The sequence below is a fragment of the Bradyrhizobium sp. USDA 4451 genome (genome assembly GCF_054822585.1).
The window spans coordinates 6,393,065-6,412,187 of sequence record NZ_JBTRCH010000001.1 but is presented as its reverse complement, the minus strand read 5'-3'; the positions used below and the strand labels follow the sequence as shown (position 1 = coordinate 6,412,187).

Annotated in this window: 21 protein-coding genes and 1 pseudogene; 14 read left to right on the top strand and 8 right to left on the bottom strand. The window is 64.6% G+C overall.

The window, feature by feature from the left end:
• Positions 1-19: 19 nt before the first annotated feature.
• From ACVMB0_RS29810 to ACVMB0_RS29800, 3 genes and pseudogenes are all read right to left on the bottom strand, one after another.
• Positions 20-1,201: an aminotransferase class V-fold PLP-dependent enzyme gene (locus ACVMB0_RS29810; protein ID WP_456754218.1), complete on the bottom strand. Its 1,182-nt coding sequence runs from the start codon at positions 1,199-1,201 to the stop codon at positions 20-22.
• 183 nt (positions 1,202-1,384) lie between these two features.
• Positions 1,385-2,195: pseudogene (locus ACVMB0_RS29805) on the bottom strand (IclR family transcriptional regulator).
• A gap of 103 nt (positions 2,196-2,298) precedes the next feature.
• Positions 2,299-2,754, bottom strand: a complete 456-nt coding sequence (locus tag ACVMB0_RS29800) for a hypothetical protein (RefSeq protein WP_456754220.1) — start codon at positions 2,752-2,754, stop codon at positions 2,299-2,301.
• Between the two features lie 70 nt (positions 2,755-2,824).
• Between ACVMB0_RS29800 and ACVMB0_RS29795 the strand changes: the two genes are divergently transcribed.
• The 5 genes from ACVMB0_RS29795 (at position 2,825) to ACVMB0_RS29775 (ending at position 7,162) form a co-directional block, all read left to right on the top strand.
• The gene (locus ACVMB0_RS29795) at positions 2,825-3,610 is read left to right on the top strand and encodes an ATP12 family chaperone protein (RefSeq protein ID WP_456754221.1); all 786 of its coding nucleotides are present in this window, start codon (positions 2,825-2,827) and stop codon (positions 3,608-3,610) included.
• Between the two features lie 64 nt (positions 3,611-3,674).
• The gene (gene fliK, locus ACVMB0_RS29790) at positions 3,675-5,261 is read left to right on the top strand and encodes a flagellar hook-length control protein FliK (RefSeq protein ID WP_461348527.1); all 1,587 of its coding nucleotides are present in this window, start codon (positions 3,675-3,677) and stop codon (positions 5,259-5,261) included.
• Positions 5,258-5,521, top strand: coding sequence for an EscU/YscU/HrcU family type III secretion system export apparatus switch protein (locus ACVMB0_RS29785; RefSeq protein WP_095735078.1), 264 nt, complete (start codon positions 5,258-5,260; stop codon positions 5,519-5,521). The genes fliK and ACVMB0_RS29785 overlap by 4 nt, the downstream gene beginning before the upstream one ends.
• A gap of 89 nt (positions 5,522-5,610) precedes the next feature.
• Positions 5,611-6,423 carry a class D beta-lactamase gene (blaOXA, locus tag ACVMB0_RS29780; RefSeq protein WP_461349731.1) on the top strand — a complete coding sequence of 271 codons (813 nt, stop codon included), beginning with the start codon at positions 5,611-5,613 and terminating at the stop codon, positions 6,421-6,423.
• An 82-nt stretch (positions 6,424-6,505) separates the two neighbouring features.
• A complete protein-coding gene (locus ACVMB0_RS29775; RefSeq protein ID WP_461348526.1) occupies positions 6,506-7,162 on the top strand; it encodes a carboxymuconolactone decarboxylase family protein in 657 nt (218 codons plus the stop codon).
• A gap of 215 nt (positions 7,163-7,377) precedes the next feature.
• Here ACVMB0_RS29775 and ACVMB0_RS29770 read toward each other — a convergent pair whose 3' ends face one another.
• The gene (locus tag ACVMB0_RS29770) at positions 7,378-8,733 is read right to left on the bottom strand and encodes an aminotransferase-like domain-containing protein (protein WP_461349730.1); all 1,356 of its coding nucleotides are present in this window, start codon (positions 8,731-8,733) and stop codon (positions 7,378-7,380) included.
• A 169-nt stretch (positions 8,734-8,902) separates the two neighbouring features.
• Here ACVMB0_RS29770 and ACVMB0_RS29765 point away from each other — a divergent pair, with 169 nt between their 5' ends.
• On the top strand, positions 8,903-9,844 hold the full coding sequence (locus tag ACVMB0_RS29765) for a DMT family transporter (RefSeq protein WP_461348525.1): 942 nt from the start codon (positions 8,903-8,905) through the stop codon (positions 9,842-9,844).
• 13 nt (positions 9,845-9,857) lie between these two features.
• On the opposite strand, the gene ACVMB0_RS29760 is transcribed toward ACVMB0_RS29765, so the two are convergent.
• Positions 9,858-10,268, bottom strand: coding sequence for a DUF4260 domain-containing protein (locus ACVMB0_RS29760; protein WP_461348524.1), 411 nt, complete (start codon positions 10,266-10,268; stop codon positions 9,858-9,860).
• 162 nt (positions 10,269-10,430) lie between these two features.
• Between ACVMB0_RS29760 and ACVMB0_RS29755 the strand changes: the two genes are divergently transcribed.
• Together ACVMB0_RS29755 and ACVMB0_RS29750 are read left to right on the top strand one after the other, a co-directional pair.
• Positions 10,431-11,963, top strand: coding sequence for an acyl-CoA carboxylase subunit beta (locus ACVMB0_RS29755; RefSeq protein WP_461348523.1), 1,533 nt, complete (start codon positions 10,431-10,433; stop codon positions 11,961-11,963).
• Positions 11,964-12,072: 109 nt separating this feature from the next.
• Positions 12,073-12,360: a cytoplasmic protein gene (locus tag ACVMB0_RS29750; RefSeq protein ID WP_461348522.1), complete on the top strand. Its 288-nt coding sequence runs from the start codon at positions 12,073-12,075 to the stop codon at positions 12,358-12,360.
• A gap of 293 nt (positions 12,361-12,653) precedes the next feature.
• Here the strand turns inward: ACVMB0_RS29750 and ACVMB0_RS29745 are convergent, their stop codons facing one another.
• A complete protein-coding gene (locus ACVMB0_RS29745; RefSeq protein ID WP_461348521.1) occupies positions 12,654-13,652 on the bottom strand; it encodes an IS30 family transposase in 999 nt (332 codons plus the stop codon).
• Here ACVMB0_RS29745 and ACVMB0_RS29740 point away from each other — a divergent pair.
• From ACVMB0_RS29740 to ACVMB0_RS29715, 6 genes are all read left to right on the top strand, one after another.
• Complete coding sequence (locus ACVMB0_RS29740) at positions 13,541-14,287, top strand: DUF5343 domain-containing protein (protein ID WP_461348520.1); 747 nt, start codon at positions 13,541-13,543, stop codon at positions 14,285-14,287. The genes ACVMB0_RS29745 and ACVMB0_RS29740 overlap by 112 nt on opposite strands.
• Entirely contained in the window at positions 14,277-14,873 is a 597-nt protein-coding gene (locus ACVMB0_RS29735) for a Swt1 family HEPN domain-containing protein (protein ID WP_461348519.1), read from the top strand. Before ACVMB0_RS29740 ends, ACVMB0_RS29735 begins: the two co-directional genes overlap by 11 nt.
• 106 nt (positions 14,874-14,979) lie before the next feature.
• Positions 14,980-15,327, top strand: a complete 348-nt coding sequence (locus ACVMB0_RS29730; protein ID WP_461348518.1) for a hypothetical protein — start codon at positions 14,980-14,982, stop codon at positions 15,325-15,327.
• A 26-nt stretch (positions 15,328-15,353) separates the two neighbouring features.
• Positions 15,354-15,890, top strand: coding sequence for a GNAT family N-acetyltransferase (locus ACVMB0_RS29725; RefSeq protein ID WP_461348517.1), 537 nt, complete (start codon positions 15,354-15,356; stop codon positions 15,888-15,890).
• A gap of 1,177 nt (positions 15,891-17,067) precedes the next feature.
• Complete coding sequence (locus ACVMB0_RS29720; RefSeq protein ID WP_456754230.1) at positions 17,068-17,367, top strand: twin-arginine translocation (Tat); 300 nt, start codon at positions 17,068-17,070, stop codon at positions 17,365-17,367.
• Positions 17,368-17,434: 67 nt separating this feature from the next.
• A complete protein-coding gene (locus ACVMB0_RS29715) occupies positions 17,435-17,680 on the top strand; it encodes a GCG_CRPN prefix-to-repeats domain-containing protein (protein WP_461348516.1) in 246 nt (81 codons plus the stop codon).
• A gap of 99 nt (positions 17,681-17,779) precedes the next feature.
• Here the strand turns inward: ACVMB0_RS29715 and ACVMB0_RS29710 are convergent, their stop codons facing one another.
• Together ACVMB0_RS29710 and ACVMB0_RS29705 are read right to left on the bottom strand one after the other, a co-directional pair.
• Positions 17,780-18,049, bottom strand: coding sequence for a GCG_CRPN prefix-to-repeats domain-containing protein (locus tag ACVMB0_RS29710; protein WP_456754232.1), 270 nt, complete (start codon positions 18,047-18,049; stop codon positions 17,780-17,782).
• 328 nt (positions 18,050-18,377) lie between these two features.
• On the bottom strand, positions 18,378-19,073 hold the full coding sequence (locus tag ACVMB0_RS29705) for an ArsR/SmtB family transcription factor (protein WP_461348515.1): 696 nt from the start codon (positions 19,071-19,073) through the stop codon (positions 18,378-18,380).
• Between the last annotated feature and the right edge of the window lie 50 nt (positions 19,074-19,123).

Sequence of the window (19,123 nt, the reverse complement as noted above, 5' to 3'; positions counted from 1 at the left end):
GAATGGACAGTCGAATAGGCTAGCCTAGCTTGGACAAGACGGCCGCACGCGCCTGGGTCGATGGCGCGTTGCGGGCACGGATGGCCTCGATCAGACGGTCGATGTCTTCAGTGGTGTTGAACATGCCGAGCGACACGCGGATGCCGTCGCGCTCCGGCGAGATGCGGATGCCGTTCCGGGTGAAGTAGTCCAGCCAGTCGGCCGCCGGCAACGCGATGACATAGATGTGCGGCGCGCGATGCTGCCGCGCGCGCGGGCCGATCAGGCCGATCCCGAGCCGATCGAGGCGCTCGATCAGGTAATCGCCGAGCTCGAAGCAATGCTGCTGGATGTTCTCGAGTCCGATCTGGTTGATGAGGTCGATCGCCGCGCCCAGGGCCTGGACCGCCGGCAGGTTGAAATTGCCGAGCTCGAAGCGGCCCGCGGTCGCTGATAGTGCCATGTTGTCCGCGCTAGCGATGAAATCGAGCGGCGGCTCGGCGAGACTGGCTGCCGCAAGGTAGGCCGGCTGCAGCTCGGTCCGTGTCGCATCCCAGTAGAGCAGGCCGAGGCCTTGCGGCACCAGCAGGCCCTTGTGCGTGCCGGAGCCGATGAAGGTGGCCTTCATGGTCTTGGCGTCGATCGGCACCACGCCGATGCCCTGCATCACGTCGACGACAAAGTAGAGCGAATGCTGTGCGCAGAGTTCGCCGACGCTCTCGACGTCGAAGCGATGGCCGGCGTGAAAGGTGACCTGCGACATCGAGATCGCCCGTGTCCGCTCGTCGATATGCGGCCGGAAGCTGTCCGCATCCACCACGTCGGTCATCGGGATGAACACGATCTCGACGCCCTTCTTGCGCAAATTGAGGAAGGCGTAGGCGTTGTTGGGATGATCGCCATGGATCATCAGCACCTTGTCGCCGGCCCGCAGTGGCAGCGCATTGGCGGCGATGTTCATGCTCTCGGAGGTGTTCTTGGTGAACGCGATCTCGCGCGGCTTGACGCCGAGGAAATTGGCGACCTTGGCGCGGGTCTCCTCGAGGCGATTGAGCCAGACCTGCTTCGGGCCGGCGTTTTCGAAGCTCTCCGACAGGAAGCGTTCATACGCCTCCTTCACCGGACGGGAGAGCGGCGTCTGAAAGCCGCTGTCGAGGTAGACCACGCGCTCGGCGGCCGGGAAGGCCTTGCGAACGGCCGAGATGTCATAGTGCTGGCGCATGATCACTCCGGTGGCTCTGGGCAGGGCAAGACGTTCCGCCGGACGGGCCGGCGGCGCGATCAGGTCTGACGTCGCAAAGTGGACTTGGCGTGCGCTGCCTCAATCGTGGTCAGCGCAATCAACTGCCTCAAGGATACACAGGATTGGCGTAAGATCGATCACTAATTCGAAAAACGAGAGAATTTATTCCGAAAAATGAGAATATGCGAAATGTTCTTCATGATCCTGTAGAATGGTCTCGGACAGCAGCGTTGCCGCCTCCTGCAACGGGGCGATGAAGGCGTCGAGCCCGGCGAAGCCGACGCGTGCCGCCGGCACCGAAACACCGAGGCATGCGATCAGGTCGCCGTCCGGCGAGACGATCGGCACGGCGCAGCCGACGACGCCCTGTACGAATTCCTCGTTGGTCTTGGCCCAGCCCCTGCGCCGCGTCTCCTCGAGTAACGCCAACAGCGCGTCGGGATCGGCGATGGTGGTCGGGGTGTAGCGCACGAGGGGGAGCGACTGCACCAGCCGCTGGCGGATCTTGGCGGGCAGACGGCTCATGTAGATCTTGCCGGTCGACGTGCAGTGCAGCGGCGCCGCTTCACCCGGATTGAACTGTAGCGCTTGCTGTTGCTTGGAGCGAACGCTGTCGACATAGACCACGACGTTGTCGCGGACGACGCCGATCTCGCATTGCTCGCCGATGCGATCAGCCACCGCACTCAGCACCGCGTGCCGGCGCACGGTGCGAAACGCGGCGCCGATCGTCTTGGCGGCGAGCGTCACGAGCTTGCTTCCGACCACGTAGCGCTTGGTGCCGAGCGCCTTCTGGATCAGGCCTCGCGCTTCGAGATTGCCGATCAGCCGGTGCGCCGTCGGAAGCGGAAGGGACAACGCGGCCCGCGATCTCGGCAGCCGACAAGGCCTTCTTCTGTTCGGCAACGAAGCTCAGGATCGCGATCGCCCGATCCAGTGGCCCGTCGTTGGAGCTGTCAGGTTCGTTGGCCACGATCCATTCCTCTGATGTCGCCCCCACAGCTTTACAGCAACGCAAACCGAAAGGCTTGTTCCGAAATCGCACGATGTGGGCGTCGATCGCGGCCGACTGCCATCTACCGTCTGAACTGCGCCAGAAACATCCGCAATGAATCGTGCGGGCTCTCGACGTCCGAGATCACCCAGCCGTCGGGGCCGTTGACGACGATGAAGTTGAGCGTGACGTTGCGGCCCTGGTTGTCGAACGTGACGGTCAGGTAGGTCCTGTCGAACTGCCGGCGCAGGATCGCGATCGAGACGGCGCCGAGCTGCCAGGCCGGGCTCTGCACCAGGAAATCATAGGGCGCATCGTGCGGGGCGGACCACGCCGCGCGCAGGCCGGACTCGAAGAACTGCCGCGCCGTCGCCTCGTCGCGCGGCAGCCCGGCTGAATGCTCCGCGCTGCCCTTGCCGTAATGGGCGTAGACGTTGCGGATCAGGGATTCCGGCGAGCGGAACCCGGCACCGGCGGTAGTGGCGGCGAAAACCGCCGCAACCAGTGAGAAACCCGCAAGGAATTTGCCGCGTCCCATCAGCTTTATTTGCCGTTGCCGCTGACATATCTTGCAGGGAAATCCCTCCGAACGAAAGCCTGCCGGCGCAATGCGCGAACTCTTCGAAGACGTCCCCGACCAAGCTCCGCTCGATCCGCAGCAGGCGGTGCGGCGCCACATCCGCACGCCGCAGCGCAAGCGGTTCTACACCAGCGCCGGTGTCACTGAAGCCGATGGCGGATTCTCGGTCACGCTCGACGGCAAGCAGATCCGCTCGCCCTCCGGCAAGCCGATCGTGGTGCCCACGCGTGCTCTCGCGGATACGGCCGCAGCGGAATGGAATGCGCAAGGCGAGACCATCGATCCCACCACCATGCCGCTGACGCGGCTTGCCAACAGCGTGATCGAGGGCGTGATCGATCGCGTCGACGAGGTCGCCGACGATGCGGCAAAATTCCTCGGCAGCGATCTGCTGTTCTATCGCGCCGGCTACCCCGACACCCTGGTGGCGCGCGAGGCCCAGCATTGGGATCCGATCCTGTTCTGGGCCGCGGACGCGCTCGGCGCCCATTTCGTGATGGCGGAGGGGGTCATGCATGTCGGCCAGCCCGAACCCGCGATCAAGGCCGCGCGCGCCGCGTTCCCGACTGATCCATGGTCGGTTGCCGCACTCCATGTGGTGACGACGCTGACCGGCTCGGCGCTGCTGGCGTTGGCGCTGGCGCATGGTGTCCGCGACGAGGACCAGATCTGGGCGGCAGCCCATGTCGACGAGGACTGGAATATCGAGAAATGGGGCGTCGACGAGGAGGTCGCTCAGCGCCGCGCCGCCCGCCTGGTCGATTTCAAGGCCGCCGCCGGCGTCCTCAGGGAGCTCAGGCCGGCGACCGGTTAACGAGACCTTTACGGCGCCGGGCTAGCCTGCGGCACGTTCCTCGCGCCCGGCCGAGACCCCCGACATGGCAATTGCCGTCAATCCCGTGCTGCCTGTGCTCGCCTCGAAGGAGGCGGACGGCGTTGCGCCCGATCTCACGCTCGAGACCGGCAGCGTCGTCAACGCGCAGGTGCTGAAGGTCTTGTCCGCCGATCTGGTGCGGATCGTGATTGCGAGCCTCGCGATCGACGTCCAGACCGAGGTGCCGCTGCAACAGGGCCAGACCCTGCAACTCGCGGTGTCGCAGAGCAATGACGGCGGCGTCCGCCTGCAACTGGTCGGACCGGGCGCGGACACCGGCGATGCGGTGCAGCTGTCGCCCCAGGCGGCCAACGCCACGTCAGCCGCTCAGCCTGCCGCCACGGCACCGAGGATTGCACTGACGCCGCTGGAGCGCGTCACGATCACCGCGACGGCGCAGCACGCGGCCACGGTGCAGGGCAGCCAGGCGCCGCTGTTTGCCAATCTCACCGCGGTCGCGACAGCCAATCTGCCGCCCAAACTACAGGCTGCGATCGCGCAGGTGCTGGCGCAGCAGACCAGCCTCGACGGGACTTTGAGCGGCGATGCCGTCAAGGCGGGCTTCCAGAAATCCGGCCTGCTGCTCGAGGCGACGCTCGCCGCGGGCGTCACGCCACCAGCCGGCAGCGCGCCCGATCTGAAGGCCGCGCTGATCGTGCTGCGCCAGGCGCTGACCTCGCTCGGCGCCGGGGATGCCGCAAACCCGGCGTCCGCGCCACCACCGCCGCAACCGGCGCTGCCCAGCGTCGGCACGGCGCCGAGCATCGTGCCGCCGGATACGCCCGGCCTCGAGGTTCAGGAGATCCTGCTGCCGCAGGCCCGCGTGCCGGTCGCCGAGGATGTGACGCGCACCGCCACGGGGCTCGCGGGCGCGCTCGCGGACGCGCTCGATGCCGGCCCGTCATCGGGCGGCGCGCTCAATCTGATCCAGGAAGCGCTGCACGAGCTCGGCAATCCGGCACGGCAGGGCACCGCGCCGCGGGAGATGCTGCCGGGCGATATGCCCGCACGCGGCAGCACGCCGCCACCGCCGTTTCACGGCGCGCTGCCGTCGGCGCAGGCCGTCGCCGAGCCGTCGATTGCGCAGGGCACGCCGCTCGCGACCGCAGCCCATCGTCTTCTGGAAAACACCGACGCCGCGCTGGCGCGGCAGACGCTGCTGCAGGTCGCGTCGCTGCCGGGCCATGGCGATGCCGCGCACGCGCAGCTCGACGCTCTGGTGCCGCGCTGGAATTTCGAGATCCCGTTCCTGACCCAGCAGGGCACGGCGATCGCGCAGTTCGAGATTTCCCGCGATGGCGGCGGCAACGAGGCCGAAGCCGCCAAGCGGGTGTGGCGGGCGCGCTTCACGCTCGACGTCGAGCCGGCCGGGCCGGTGCACGCGCTGGTTTCGCTGAACGGCGAGCGCACCTCAGTGCGGATGTGGGCCGAACGACCCTCGACCGCCGCGCAGCTGCGCGCCGGCGCCTCCGAACTCAGCCAGGCGCTGACCAGGGCCGAGCTCGTGCCCGGCGACATCGAGATCCGCGACGGCAGCCCGCCGCAACCGGCGCCGGCGCGCGCCGGCCATTTCCTGGACCGCGCATCATGAGCGAGACGCAGAACCAGCTCGCGGTCGCGCTGCATTACGACCATGCCGGCGCGCCGCGCGTGGTCGCCAAAGGCAAGGGCGCGATCGGCGCCAAGATCATCGAAGTCGCCAAGGCCAACGATATCCCGATCGAGGAGAATGAGGTCCTGGCCGGCGCGCTCTCCAATGTCGAGCTCGGCGACGAGATTCCGGCCGAGCTCTACAAGGCCGTCGCCGAGGTGCTGGTGTTCGTGCTGCGGCTGTCGGGCCGGGCGCGGTAGCGATCGCGCGTCAGACGAGACCTTCTTGCCATCCTTTCACCACGATGGCATCCACCATCGTCGCCAACCCGAACCAGATCAGGTCTCCCGTGATCCATCGCCGCCATGCGCTCGGTCTGCTTGCTGCCGCGGGCATCCTGCCGTCGCGCAGCTTCGCCAACGTATCCTACCAGCGCAGCGAGTTTCGCGAGGATTTGCAGAAGCGGTTCTTCGATCTCGGCACCGAGGGCACCTTCGTCGGCTACAAGATCGACGACTATCTGATCATCGCAAGCGACAAGGTGCGCTCGGGCGAGGGCAAATTGCCGGCTTCGACCTTCAAGATCCCGAACGCGCTGATCGCGCTCGAGACCGGCGTGGTGCAGGATCCGGACAAGGACGTCTTCAAGTGGGACGGCACGACCCGCAGCATCGAGGCCTGGAACAAGGATCACACGCTGCGCTCGGCGCTCGCGGTGTCGGCCTTTCCGGTGTTCCAGGAGATCGCCCGCCGGATCGGCGAGGAGCGGATGAAGAAGTATGTCGACATCATCGACTACGGCAACCGCGACATCGGCGGCGGCATCGACCGGTTCTGGGTCTCGGGCAATTTGCGGATCGATCCGGTGCAGCAGATCGACTTCCTCGACCGGCTGCGCCGCGGCGTGCTGCCGGTCGGCAAGCGCAGCCAGCAGCTGGTGTGCGACATCCTGCCGGTGACGAAGGTCGGCGACGCCGTCATCCGCGCCAAGACCGGCCTGACCGACAAGGAGCATGGCTCGCTGGGATGGCTGGTCGGCTGGTCCGAGAAGGGCAGCGACATCACCGTGTTCGCGATGAACATGGACTGCAAGACCCAGGCGCAGATCGACGCGCGGATGAGCGTGACGCAGCAATGCCTCACCGATATCGTCGCGTTGTGACGAGCTGACCTGCGTTCCCAACGGCTGGTGGCCGCCGCTGCGCTCGACCAGCATCCTCCAATAAAATCAAGCGGAGGAAATCATGCATTCGGCAACAGTCTGGCTCTCGTCGCTGACGCTGGCCGCAGCCGGCGGCTGGCTCGCGGCCACGACGTTCTCGGCACCGGCAACCAGCAAGGAGCCGCGCTTCCCGCAGCTCACGATGGATCAGCTCAACGATCTGCAGAAGCCGCTTGGCGAGCAGATCATGAAGGTGTCGAGCGTCGGAATCGGCGGGCCCTACAATCCGATCATCCGCAGCCCGGTGCTCGGCCAACGCCTGTACGATCTGTTCTACTATCTGCGCTGGCAGACCTCGGTGCCGACCAGGCTGAACGAATTCGCGATCCTGATCATCGGCCGGCAATGGCGCTCGCAGGTCGAATGGTTCGCGCATGCGCCGCTGGCGGCCACGGCCGGCCTGTCGACCGACGTGATCGCCGAGCTCAAGGCCGGCAACCGGCCGTCGAAAATGGCCGACGACGAGGCCGTCGTGTACGACTTCGTCACCGAGCTGACCACGACCAAGAAGGTGTCCGACGAGACCTATGCGCGGGCGAAAAAGATCTTCAACGATCAGCAGATCGTCGATCTCACCGCGCTCGCCGGCAATTACGTGATGGTCGCGATGATCCTGGCGATGGCCGAGGAGACCGTGCCGCCCGGCAAGGAGGAGCCGTTCAAGGTCGGGGAGAAATAGGGTGTTTGCCCCACTTCACCTCGCCCCGCTTGCGGGGAGAGGTCGGAACGCATCGTAGACGCGTTCCGGGTGAGGGGGAGTCTCCGCGAATGCAGCTATCACTGTGTTTGCGGAGACAGCCCCTCACCCCAACCCTCTAAGAGCAAGCTTCGCTTGTCTCGACCACGTAAGAACGGGGCGAGGGGGCGCAGCGCCATCGCCGCTCGACATAGCCATCACCGCCCGATCGCCCGCTGCAACGCCGGCATCAGCTTCGGGTCGCGGCATTGCGCGACGTTGAAGCGCATGAAGCCGGTGGCCGATTGCGTGGTGCTGAACACGTTGCCCGGCGCCAGCACGATGTTGTCGGCGAGCGCGGCGCGTGCCACGTCGGCGGAGTCGCAGCCGTCGGGCAGGCGGCACCAGAGCTGGAAGCCGCCGCGCGGCATCAGCCACGGCTCGATGCCGATGCGCTGCAATTTCTCGCCGACGTCGCGGCGGGCGCGCACGAGCCGCCGGCGCAGCTCCTCGACATGCTTGCGGTAGAAGCCGGTCGCGAGCACGCTGGCGATGATCTCGGTCGCGACCGCGCAGGGGCCGCCGAACCCGGTCGCGACCTGCAGATCGACCAGCTGCTCGATCCAGTCGGCGCGCGCCGCGATGAAGCCGCAGCGCAACGACGCCGAAAGCGTCTTGGAGAAGCTGCCGATCCGGATCACGCGGTTCAGCCCATCGAGCGCCGCGAGACGCGCCGACGGCTCCGGCTCGAAATCGGCGAAGATGTCGTCCTCGACGATGGTGAGATCGCAGGCGGTGGCGGCATTCAGCACGCGGTGCGCGGTCTGCGGCGACATCGTCGCCCCGGTCGGATTGTGCAGCCCGGACACGGTGATGTAGAGCCGCGGCCGCTCGGCCTCGAGCATCGCCTCGAAGCTTGCGACATCGGGGCCCGACGGGGTGTAGGGCACGCTGACGAGCTTGACCTGATGGGCGCGCAGCAGCGCGCGGAAATTGAAATAGCAGGGGTCGTCGACCAGCACCGTGTCGCCGGGCCGCAGCAGGAAGCGGCAGATCAGGTCGATCGCCTGGGTGCCGGACATCGTCAGCAGCACCTGCTCGGGCGATACGTCGAGGCCCTCGTCGGCGAACCGCGCCATCAGCGTGCGGCGCAGGGCCAGCGAGCCGCGCGTCGCGCCGTAATCGGCAAGCACCGCGTCCTCGGCCCGCGCCAGGCCGCGGAACGCGCGCCGCAGCGCCTCGGTCGGCATCCAGTCGGCGGGCAGCCAGCCGCAGCCCGGCTTCAGCGCGCCGCTCGCGGCGTCGAGCGATTGCCGCGACACCCAGAACGGATCGACGGCGCGGTCGCGCTGCGGCTGGTCCTTGGCCAGCGACAGCGGCGGCAGCGCCGCGGACGAGACATAGAAGCCTGAGCCCGGCCGGGCCCGGATCAGGCCTTCGGCGGCGAGCCGGTCATAGGCCTCGACCACGGTCGAGGGCGAGACGCCCATGGTCGCGGCAAAGCTGCGGATCGAGGGCAGGCGGTCGCTGGCGGCGAGCGTGCGGCTCGCGATCCTGGCACGGATCGCGTTCATCACGTCGGTGGTCCGCCTCGCCTTCGGCGCCAAAATAGCGCGATCGTTGGATGGTTGCCGCAAGTGTATGCCTACCTTTACCCATACAGTTTGGCGATATTGTACTGATCCGTGACTGCCTTGGCCAGTCCGTCGCCGCTATCCTCGCCCGCGAAAGTCGAGGTGTGCGATGAGCGATTCGAAGACGTTGTCGGGCAAGTCATTGTCGGGAAAGTCATTGTCGGAAACGTCTTGGGCGGGCGAGGGGAGCGGCGGCGCGTCGCTGGAGGGCTGGGGCAGCGGCCTGCTCGGCGTGATCATCTTCAGCGGCTCGCTGCCGGCGACCCGTGTCGCGGTGGCCGGGTTCTCGCCGCTGTTCCTGACCTCGGCCCGCGCCGCGATCGCGGCGCTGCTGGGGGCCGTGCTGCTCGCGGTGCTGCGGCAGCCCTGGCCGCAACGGCGCGACCTGGTGTCGCTGACGACAGTGGCGCTCGGCGTCGTGATCGGCTTTCCGCTGCTGACGGCGCTCGCGCTCCAGCACATCACCTCGGCACATTCGATCGTGTTCATCGGGCTGTTGCCGCTGTCGACTGCGATCTTCGGCGTGCTGCGCGGCGGCGAGCGGCCGAAGCCAAAATTCTGGCTGTTCTCCGGCGTCGGCAGCGCCACGGTCGCAGCCTTCGCGTTGTCGGGCGGCGGATCGGCGTCGCTCCCCGGCGACCTGCTGATGGTCGCGGCGATCATCGTCTGCGGCCTCGGCTATGCCGAAGGGGCTGCGCTGTCGCGCCGGCTCGGCGGCTGGCAGGTGATCTCCTGGGCGCTGGTGCTCTCGGCGCCGGTGGTGTTCGTGATGACCGTCATGACGCTGCCGCCGAGCTGGCAGGGCATCGGCGCGCCGGCCTGGCTCGGGCTCGGCTATGTCTCGATCTTCAGCATGCTGGTCGGCTTTGTGTTCTGGTACCGCGGCCTTGCGCGCGGCGGCATCGCCAGCGTCGGCCAGTTGCAGCTCTTGCAGCCGTTCTTCGGCCTCGCGCTGGCCGGGCTGCTGCTGCATGAGCCGGTGCCGTGGTCGATGATCGCAGCGACCATGCTGGTCGTCGTCTGCGTCGTGTTCGCGCGGAGGTTCGCCTGACGGCTGTTTCTCCTCAGGCGGGATCCTGTGCCTTGCCGATTCGCCCGAGATGGGTGTAGCCGAACCCGGCATAGTATTTCAGCCCGTACCCGAGCGCGCGGTCGATCCCGATATGGGCGAGCCAGATCATCGCGATCGAGAGCACCAGCGGGCCTTCGCCGGCAAAACCCAGCGTCATCAGCGCCACCGGCGCCAGATAGGTGTGGGCGGCATTGTAGGCGATGGCGCCAACCCGCGGGCTGATCAGGTAGGCGGCAAAGCTGATATCCGGCACCAGGAACAGCAGGACATAGACCAGCCAGGAGCCCTCCCACCTGTAATAGAGCACGGTCATCGCCACGAACAGCACCAGCCCTTCCAGCCGGAGCAGGGTGCGGACCCCGCCGGTCGCAGCGCCGGTCTCGGCCGTGGTCGTGTCAGTCATCGCTGTCTCCCCAGATGTCGGAAAATCCTACCGTTTTTGCGGCTTGCCTTACCCACAAGCGGCTTTCCGGTTCCGAAATGGCCGTGCTAAAGCCATTTCCGAACCAAACGGACCCCCGGCTGGCGCCGGGATGCGGACTGTAGCTAACACGGGCGGAAACAAATGAAAGACATCCTCGATACCCTCGAAGAGCGGCGCGCCGGCGCCAAATTGGGCGGCGGCGAAAAGCGCATCGAGGCGCAGCACGCCCGCGGCAAGCTGACCGCCCGCGAGCGGATCGAGCTGCTGCTGGACAAGGGCTCGTTCGAGGAATTCGACATGTTCGTCGAGCACCGCTCGATCGAGTTCGGCATGGAGAAGAGCAAGATTCCCGGCGACGGCGTCGTCACCGGCTGGGGCACGGTCAATGGCCGCAAGACGTTTGTCTTTGCCAAGGATTTTACCGTGTTCGGCGGCTCGCTGTCCGAAACCCATGCGCTGAAGATCACAAAGCTTCAGGACATGGCGATGAAGGCGAGGGCGCCGATCATCGGCCTCTACGACGCCGGCGGCGCGCGCATCCAGGAGGGCGTCGCTGCCTTGGCAGGTTATTCCTACGTGTTCCGCCGCAACGTCATCGCCTCGGGCGTGATCCCGCAGATCTCCGTCATCATGGGCCCCTGCGCCGGCGGCGATGTCTACTCGCCCGCGATGACCGACTTCATCTTCATGGTGAAGAACACCTCTTACATGTTCGTCACCGGCCCCGACGTGGTGAAGACAGTCACCAATGAGGTGGTGACCGCGGAGGAGCTCGGCGGTGCCTCGGTGCATGCGACGCGCTCCTCAATCGCCGACGGTGCCTTCGAGAACGACGTCGATGCGCTGTTGCAGATGCGCCGGCTGATCGACTTCCTGCCGTCGAACAACACCGACGGCGTGCCGGAATGGCCGAGCTTCGACGATGTCGGCCGCCTCGACATGTCCTTGGACACGCTGATCCCCGACAATCCGAACAAGCCCTACGACATGAAGGAATTGATCCTGAAGGTCGTCGACGAGGGCGACTTCTTCGAGATCTCGGAGACCTTTGCCAAGAACATCGTCACCGGCTTCGGCCGCATCGCCGGCCGCACCGTGGGCTTCGTCGCCAACCAGCCGATGGTGCTGGCGGGCGTGCTCGACTCGGATGCCTCGCGCAAGGCCGCGCGCTTCGTGCGGTTCTGCGATGCCTTCAACATCCCGATCGTCACCTTCGTCGATGTGCCGGGCTTCTTGCCGGGCACCGCGCAGGAATATGGCGGCCTTATCAAGCACGGCGCCAAGCTGCTGTTCGCCTATTCGCAGTGCACGGTGCCGCTCGTCACCATCATCACCCGCAAGGCCTATGGCGGTGCCTTCGACGTCATGGCGTCGAAGGAGATCGGCGCCGACATGAACTACGCCTGGCCGACCGCCCAGATCGCCGTGATGGGCGCCAAGGGCGCGGTCGAGATCATCTTCCGCAGTGACATCGGCGACCCCGACAAGATCGCGGCGCGAACCAAGGAATACGAAGACCGCTTCCTCTCCCCCTTCATCGCCGCCGAGCGCGGCTACATCGACGACGTCATCATGCCGCATTCGACGAGGAAGCGGATCGCGCGGGCGCTCGCGATGCTGAAGGACAAGAAGGTCGAGATCCCGGCGAAGAAGCACGACAATCTGCCGTTATAACGGCAGCGTAGGTGGGTTAGCACAAGCGCAACCCACCGTCTTCGCTCCGCGCGATACGCGGCGGGTTACGGTTGCGCCTAACTAACCGGCCCTACGAAGCGTGTACCACATGCCCACGGTTTTTGATCTGCCTGAAGATCACCCGCTACGCGTCGCGCATAAGAAGTGCGTCCGGCATCGCTCGGACATCGAACGCAGCCAACGCTGCGGCTGCTTCTACTGCAAGCAGATATTTGCTCCGGATAAAATCGTCGAGTGGATCGATGAGGATTCGACGGCCCTGTGCCCCGCATGCGGGATCGATAGCGTTATTGGCGATGCGTCCGGAGTACAGGTGACCGAAGACTTTCTGGAAGCTATGCATGTCGCCTGGTTTGGTAGCGCCACACATAACTAGCGTCGTAGGGTGGGTTAGCGCAAGCGTAACCCGCCGACTTCGTTCCGCACGATCCGCGGCGGGTTACGGCTTCGCCTAACCCGCCCAAGCCTCGCAATGTTATTGCGACGGACACCGTTGCATCCTCCCGCATGCGGCAAATAGGTAATGCACCGTCGCGATATCTGTGGGCAAATATTCTTGCATCACGCGGTCGCCTTGCACGTTAGGAAAACAGTTGTAGCGTTTCAACCTTTGATGTTTGTGGGGAACTTATGGCAACTAATCCTCTCCCATACTTGGCGTCACCAGGTTCAATCAAGACCGGTGGATTCACACTCGAAGTGCAACACTTGAGAGAAGGCCTCGAGAGGGGTTTGGAAGTCAAGGCATTTGCGCGGGGTGTTGTTGTAGGCGTTGATCGACTGGCGGAGGCGGCGCGTCGGGAAGGTCGCGAGATCGGTTTTGCGTGGAATGAAGCGGCGCATCCGACCGATCGCATTCTCGATGCCGCCCTTCTGCCAGGGCGCGTGCGGATCGCAGAAGAAGGTCTCGATCGCGAGGCGGTGCAGCTCCAGGTGACAGGCGAACTCGGTCCCATTGTCGAAGGTAACGGTCTGGCACAGGCCTTCCGGCAAGGCAGCAAACAAGCGGACGAGATGACGGGCGATACCGCGCGCGAGCTTGCTGGCGATGCGGATGCCGAGCAGCAGGCGCGAGGTGCGCTCGTGCACGGTCAGGATCGCCTGACCGTATTTGGAGAACATCATCAGGTCGGCTTCCCAATGACCGGGGGCATTGCGATCGGCGGCCTCGATAGGCCGTTTGTCCAAGGAAACACGGCCTTCTATGAAGCTTGCGGGACTGCCGCCCTTCTTGCCGCGGTAGCCGCGTTTGCTCTTGCCGCGTGGCAGATAACGCCGCCAGCTGAAGTCCGAGGTGCGCCGGATCTGGGCGTATATGAAGCGGTAGATGGTCTCGTGGGAGATCACCTTGCGGCCGTGTTCGCGGGCCAGCCGGCCCGCGACCTGCTCGGGCGACCAGCCCCGACCAAGGCGCTCCAAGACCGCGCGGCGCAGGCCGGGCTCCCGTTCGAGGCGTACGCCCGTCCAGCGCCGCGCTCGCATCTGTTGCTGGGCATAGCTGGGTTTGTAGCCGACCTGGGCGCCAGAATTGCGGTTCAGCTCCCGAGAGATCGTTGATGGCGAGCGATCCAGAGCTGCCGCGATTTGCCGCACCGAGCTGCCATTGGCTGAAAGCCGGGCAATCTCGCATCGCTCGTCCAGGGATAGCTGCTCGTAACTCCGCCCCATCGCAACACCTCCTCAAGGAAGTGTTGCACTTCGTTTGTGAACTCAGGACCGCGCTAGAGCGCATTCGGACGGCCGCGACGCCTGATCGAGTAACCGGCGACTTCATGACGACAAAGCTTCAGATCAAGGGCGGAACCGGTGCTGCGCTGGTTCCATATCTGAAGAAGATTGGATTTGTTGCTTCTGACGGCGCTCCCACCGAACTCTACAAAAGATTTCGCAATCCATCGATCGGCGGAACGGCGGCGGCGGATGCGATCAAGATCGGCTACGCGCCGCTGGCGCAAGTTAACGAATATTTCTACGAGCTTCCTGATCAAGAACTTTCGAATTTGATCCTTCAAGTGACAGGCTTAGATCACGACAATCAGGTGGCTAAGCTGGTCTTCTCAACGTTGAAGGCCCTCAAGAGCTTCGCCGATTTCAACACGGTTTCATTCGAGGACACGCCAGAAAAGAAAGAAGTCGTGACGTTTGTTCCTCCAGCTCCTCAAGAAGGATCGAGTGCGAGTAACAAGCTTGGACTAAACCTCTCTTACACGATCAATCTCAACTTGCCGGCGACATCGGATCAAGCCGTCTTCAATGCGATCTTCAAGAGCTTGAGGGAGCATTTGTTGTCGGATGAGCAATAAGGATGTTCTCGAGCGCATCAAAGCATTTGGGATGACCAACCAAATCGTCACCGATGAGATTCAACAGATCGGGGCGAAATTCTCGACGGATTTTGGGCATATTCCCAAAACTAAGGAAAGCGTGGAAGTAATTTACTATCCTCAGTTCAGCGCCGCGGTCCGCGAAGAAGCCGCGTCGATGAGCGGGCACTATGAGACGTTCTATTGTCTTGAAAAAACTATCAGGGAATTGGTTGCTGATACTCTGGAGAGTGCCGAACATAGTGAGGAGTGGTGGAACTCACAGCGCATCCCGCCGAACATCAAGTCGGAAGTCCGGAGTCGAATTCAAAAGGAGTTAGATTCTGGCGTGACGCGCCGATCTCCGGACGAGTTAGACTATACTACCTTTGGTGAACTCTCGATCATTATTACTTCGAACTGGGATGTCTTTGGTGCTCTGTTCGGCAGCCGAAAGGCACTAGAAAAGGTGATGGCCAGTTTGAATACCCTCCGGGGCCCCATTGCTCATTGCGCGCCGCTAGCGGAAGATGAGGTGCTTCGGCTTCAACTGACGGTGCGCGATTGGTTTAGGTTGATGGAGTAGTGGCGACAGCGGTGGAGATCGGAACGTGTGCGATAAGCGCGCTAGATTCGATCGAAAATGAATGCGACAGTTGCGGCTCCCTTCTTATTCTCCGGCCTGATGTCCGATGACTGAAGACGATCCGACCGACGAGATTTCCGACATCGAGGCGCAGATCGAGGAACTGGCCGAAAGCGCCGAACGATCGCGGTGGATCATTCTCGGCTCGAAGGTCGCAATCGCCGGTGGGTTCGCATTGCTGGCGATCGCGCTGATCGGCCTGTTCGGGGCAGGGCAGACCGCGGCGCTCGGATCGATCGCGCTGGTGCTCGGCGGCATCGTGTCGCTCGGATCGAATGTCAGCACCTTGCGGCAGACCGAGGCCGCGATCAGCACCGCCGAGGCGCGCCGCGCGCGGCTGATCGGCAATATCGATCTTCGGCTGGTGCATGATGCGCCGTTGAAACTGATGTGAGGGCTTGAGCGGGCGAGGGCACGTGCATGATCGAAACGCAACGCCTTCGACTTCATCAATGGGACGACCGCCATCGCGACGCGTTCGCGGCGATGCATGCCGATCCGGAGGTCATGGCCGATTATGGCGGATCCATCGGCTTGGCAGAGAGCGACGAGAAATTCGAGCGATATCTTGCTGCGCAGCGTGACCGCGGCGTCTCTCGATGGGCCGTCGAGACCATCGATGGCCTGTTCCTCGGCTACGCGGGTGTGATGCCGCGATTGGCCGAAGATCATCCGCTCGGAAAGCATTTCGAGATCGGCTGGCGCTTCACGCGCACGGCCTGGGGACACGGCTACGCGACGGAGAGCGCGAGGGCCGCGCTGCTGCATGCCGTTCATGACCTCGGCCTGCGCGGGATCGTGTCCTATACCAGCGCGGACAACGCGCGCTCACAGGCGGTCATGGCGCGGCTCGATCTTGTCCGCGATCCCGCGCGCGACTTCACGATGCTGACGGCGCGCGGTGAGCCGTGGCGGGGGCTGGTCTGGCTCGTGCCAGCGGGATGGCCGGGTGGCTGATCTGCCCGGATGCGCAACTCCATCCTACGAGCCACTCTCCGTCATTCCGGGGCTCGCCGTAGGCGAGAGCCCGGAATCCATTGGGCCGCAAAGCGTGTGGGGCAATGGATTCCGGGCTCATACTTCGTATGCCCCGCAATGATGGGTGGAGAGCGCGTGCCCTGCGACATATTAACCCGACGGGCAAAATAGCGCTTCGCGTTTCACCCAACTCAGATGTTCAATATGCGTGTCTCACCCGATCGAGGGGCGCTGCGCATCGTCAGGAGTGTTGCGGTGAGATGCGGTGGACGCCGATTGCGCAACTGACGAGTGCGCGATCGGGCGGACGGCGAAATCGTGCAGGCCTGACACCCTAGTGGCAGGTGTCTTTCCCATTGCGCATTTGCGCGTGCGGAGACGGTGACAACAAAGCCAAGTCTCGCCGGGGTGAGCACGTATAAGCCGTAAGCCATCGCGCAGGGAAAGCCGGGTTGTTCCCGGTTACACCTGTGGTCCTACCCCCGTGCTTTCTACCATTTGCACGGGGCCCATGGGTGCGATCGGCACCCGGCTTTCCCTGCGCCCTCTGCTCGCAGAGCGGCGAACCAAACGCAAAGCTCGGGCGAAACGCGCCGCGAGAATGCGGACGCTTATCCTCATCGCTGTTTGAAATGTGAATCGGAATCTGACCCCGTCATTGCGAGCGGAGCGAAGCAATCCATCATTCAGCGCATGCGGAGGGATGGATTGCTTCGTCGCTTCGCTCCTCGCAATGACGTGGAGAGAGAGACGCTTCCCCGTCATCCTGAGGAGCCGCGAAGCGGCGTCTCGAAGGATCGACGGCCCGGCTGGTGGCCGTGCATCCTTCGAGACGCCGCTTCGCGCTCCTCCAGCGACAAAGGCGAAGGCCTTTGCGCGGGGATGACGGTATTGGCAGCGGTGCGCGTGGCTAGCTCGAAGCCCGCGGCACGTAGTCGTGTTCGCCGACGCCTTGCAGGATCGGGAACGTCAGCGACGACGTGCCGGCGTTGGTGACGAGATGCGGGCGGGTCGGGCGGATGGTTGTGTGACGTCACGACGTCGGCAACCCAACGAGTTCCGTCAAACGTGACTGCGCGGTTCAGCAAGCGTTCAGGTCGTGGCGAAAAAACTCACTGACTTGGTCGGTCCATTCCAGCAACAAAGGGAAACTCTCATGGAACGCAGGGATTTTCTGAAGATCGCCTTCGGTGTCGTCGCCGGCGCCGCGACGTTCGCAGCGACGGCGCAGGCGGCGCCGCTCGCGCCGCTTCCCCTCGATCAGGATGCACGATCGCCCGCGGGCAACGATGCGCATCCCGCCGTCACCACCGGCGACGAGGTCGATCGGCTGAAGCCCGAGCAGGTGCGCTGGCATCACGGCCACCGCCGCTGGCATCACCGGCATTGGCACCACCGGCATTGGGGCTGGCGCCGCCGCCACTGGCGGCGGCATCATCATTGGCGCCGCTGGTGATTGAACCGGCTGATATCCGCGCGAGACGTAGTTTCAAGTGCAGTGGTTGCAACGAAGAGGATTGCTCATGAAAATTCTTGCTGCGTCGGTGCTTGCGCTTGGCCTTGGTCTGGCGGCGATGTCTGCATCACAGGCCATGCCGATCGCGCCGCTCGATCCGGCCCAGGCCGCATCGGACAACACCATCCGCGTTGCCGGCGGCTGCGGCCCGGGTTGGCATCGCGGGCCCTATGGCGGCTGCCGTCCGATGTACAATTGCCCGCCGGGCTGGCACTCGGGCCCATTCGGCCGCCGCTGCTTTCCCAATTGGTGAGCCTTTGACCGCGGCAGGCGTTAGCGTGCCTGCCGCGGTCATCACAAAAAGAAAAACCCCGCGCGAGGCGGGGTTTTGTTTGCTCGCAATGTGCCGCGATCAGATCGGGCGGCAACGGCCGTAGCGCCAGGCGAAGCCATAGGGGCAGGCGCGCACGCGCGGCGCCACCACGACCGGGCCGGGTGCGACGACGACTGGGCGCTCAACCACGACCGGGCCGGGCGCAACGACGACGGGACCGCGATTCCTGACGCAGCCGCCATAGGGCCCGCGATGCCAGCCCGGGCCGCAGCCACCGGCAGCATCAGCGGCACTGATGCCGGCGAAAGCGGTCGTCACCAAGACTGCTGCTGTAAAAAGATACTTCATGTCTTCTCCTTTTATTTGGGCCGCGCTGCGGCACCGCAACAAACTTTAGATTACCGATTCGCCCGGCCGGATCATTGCAGAAGCCGTGCCCGATGTCGCCGACGTTAGTGTTGCGGGCTGAATGCGACATGAATGTTGCAGCTCACACCTGCGTCAGTGCGCCGCAACCATGCGCGGCATCGTTTCGAAATATTTCGCAGGCGCGGGCACGACGGAGCGCATCGCGACGCGGACACAAAAATATCGGAGAACGAAACAAGTGAGAACGAAACAAGTGAGACTGCGGGATCGCGAACGAGCGCGCCGATGCCCGCGTCAGCGCGCGACCTTATTCGCCGGCGCCGAACAGCGCCGCGAACCGCTTCTCGCCGTTGCGCGAGAAATTCACCACGCGGCTGCCGGGCGTCGCATCGCGCACGGCCCATTTCAATGCGGTGAAGCGGTCCATCATCGCAGCACCCAGCGTGCCGGCGAGATGGTGCCGTCGCTCGCTCCAGTCGAGACAGGCCTTGCACACCGGACGGCGCGGATGCGTTAGCGCATCGGCGTCGATCTGCAGCTCCTCCGCCATGAAGCGCTTGCCTTCGCCGGTCAGCTCGATCGCCTGCTTGCTCTGGCGCACCAGCTTCTGCCGCTTCATGCTGTCGAGCATCTGCACGCCGAGATCGCCGGCGAGATGGTCGTAGCAGATGCGGGCGCGGCGCAGCGCCGGATCCTTCGGCCCGGTGCGCACGCGCATATGGCCGGCGCGAGCGGCGATGCCCTGCAACCCTTCGAGCACGTCGGCGACGTCGGGATCGGAGAGGCGATAGTAGCGGTGGCGGCCTTGCTTCTCGGGCTCGATCAGCCCGCCGGCATCGAGCTTGGCGAGATGCGAACTCGCGGTCTGCGGCGTGATGCCGGCCTCCTGCGCCAGCTCGCTCGCGGTCAGCGCGCGGCCGGTCATCAGCGCAGTCAGCATGTTGCAGCGTGCGGGATCACCGACCAGAGCGGCGATCCGGGAGATGTCGGGTCCTGCTTTCATAGTTCGATGATAGCCGAAGCATCGATGGCGGGCAAGCGGGTAGTCTTCAC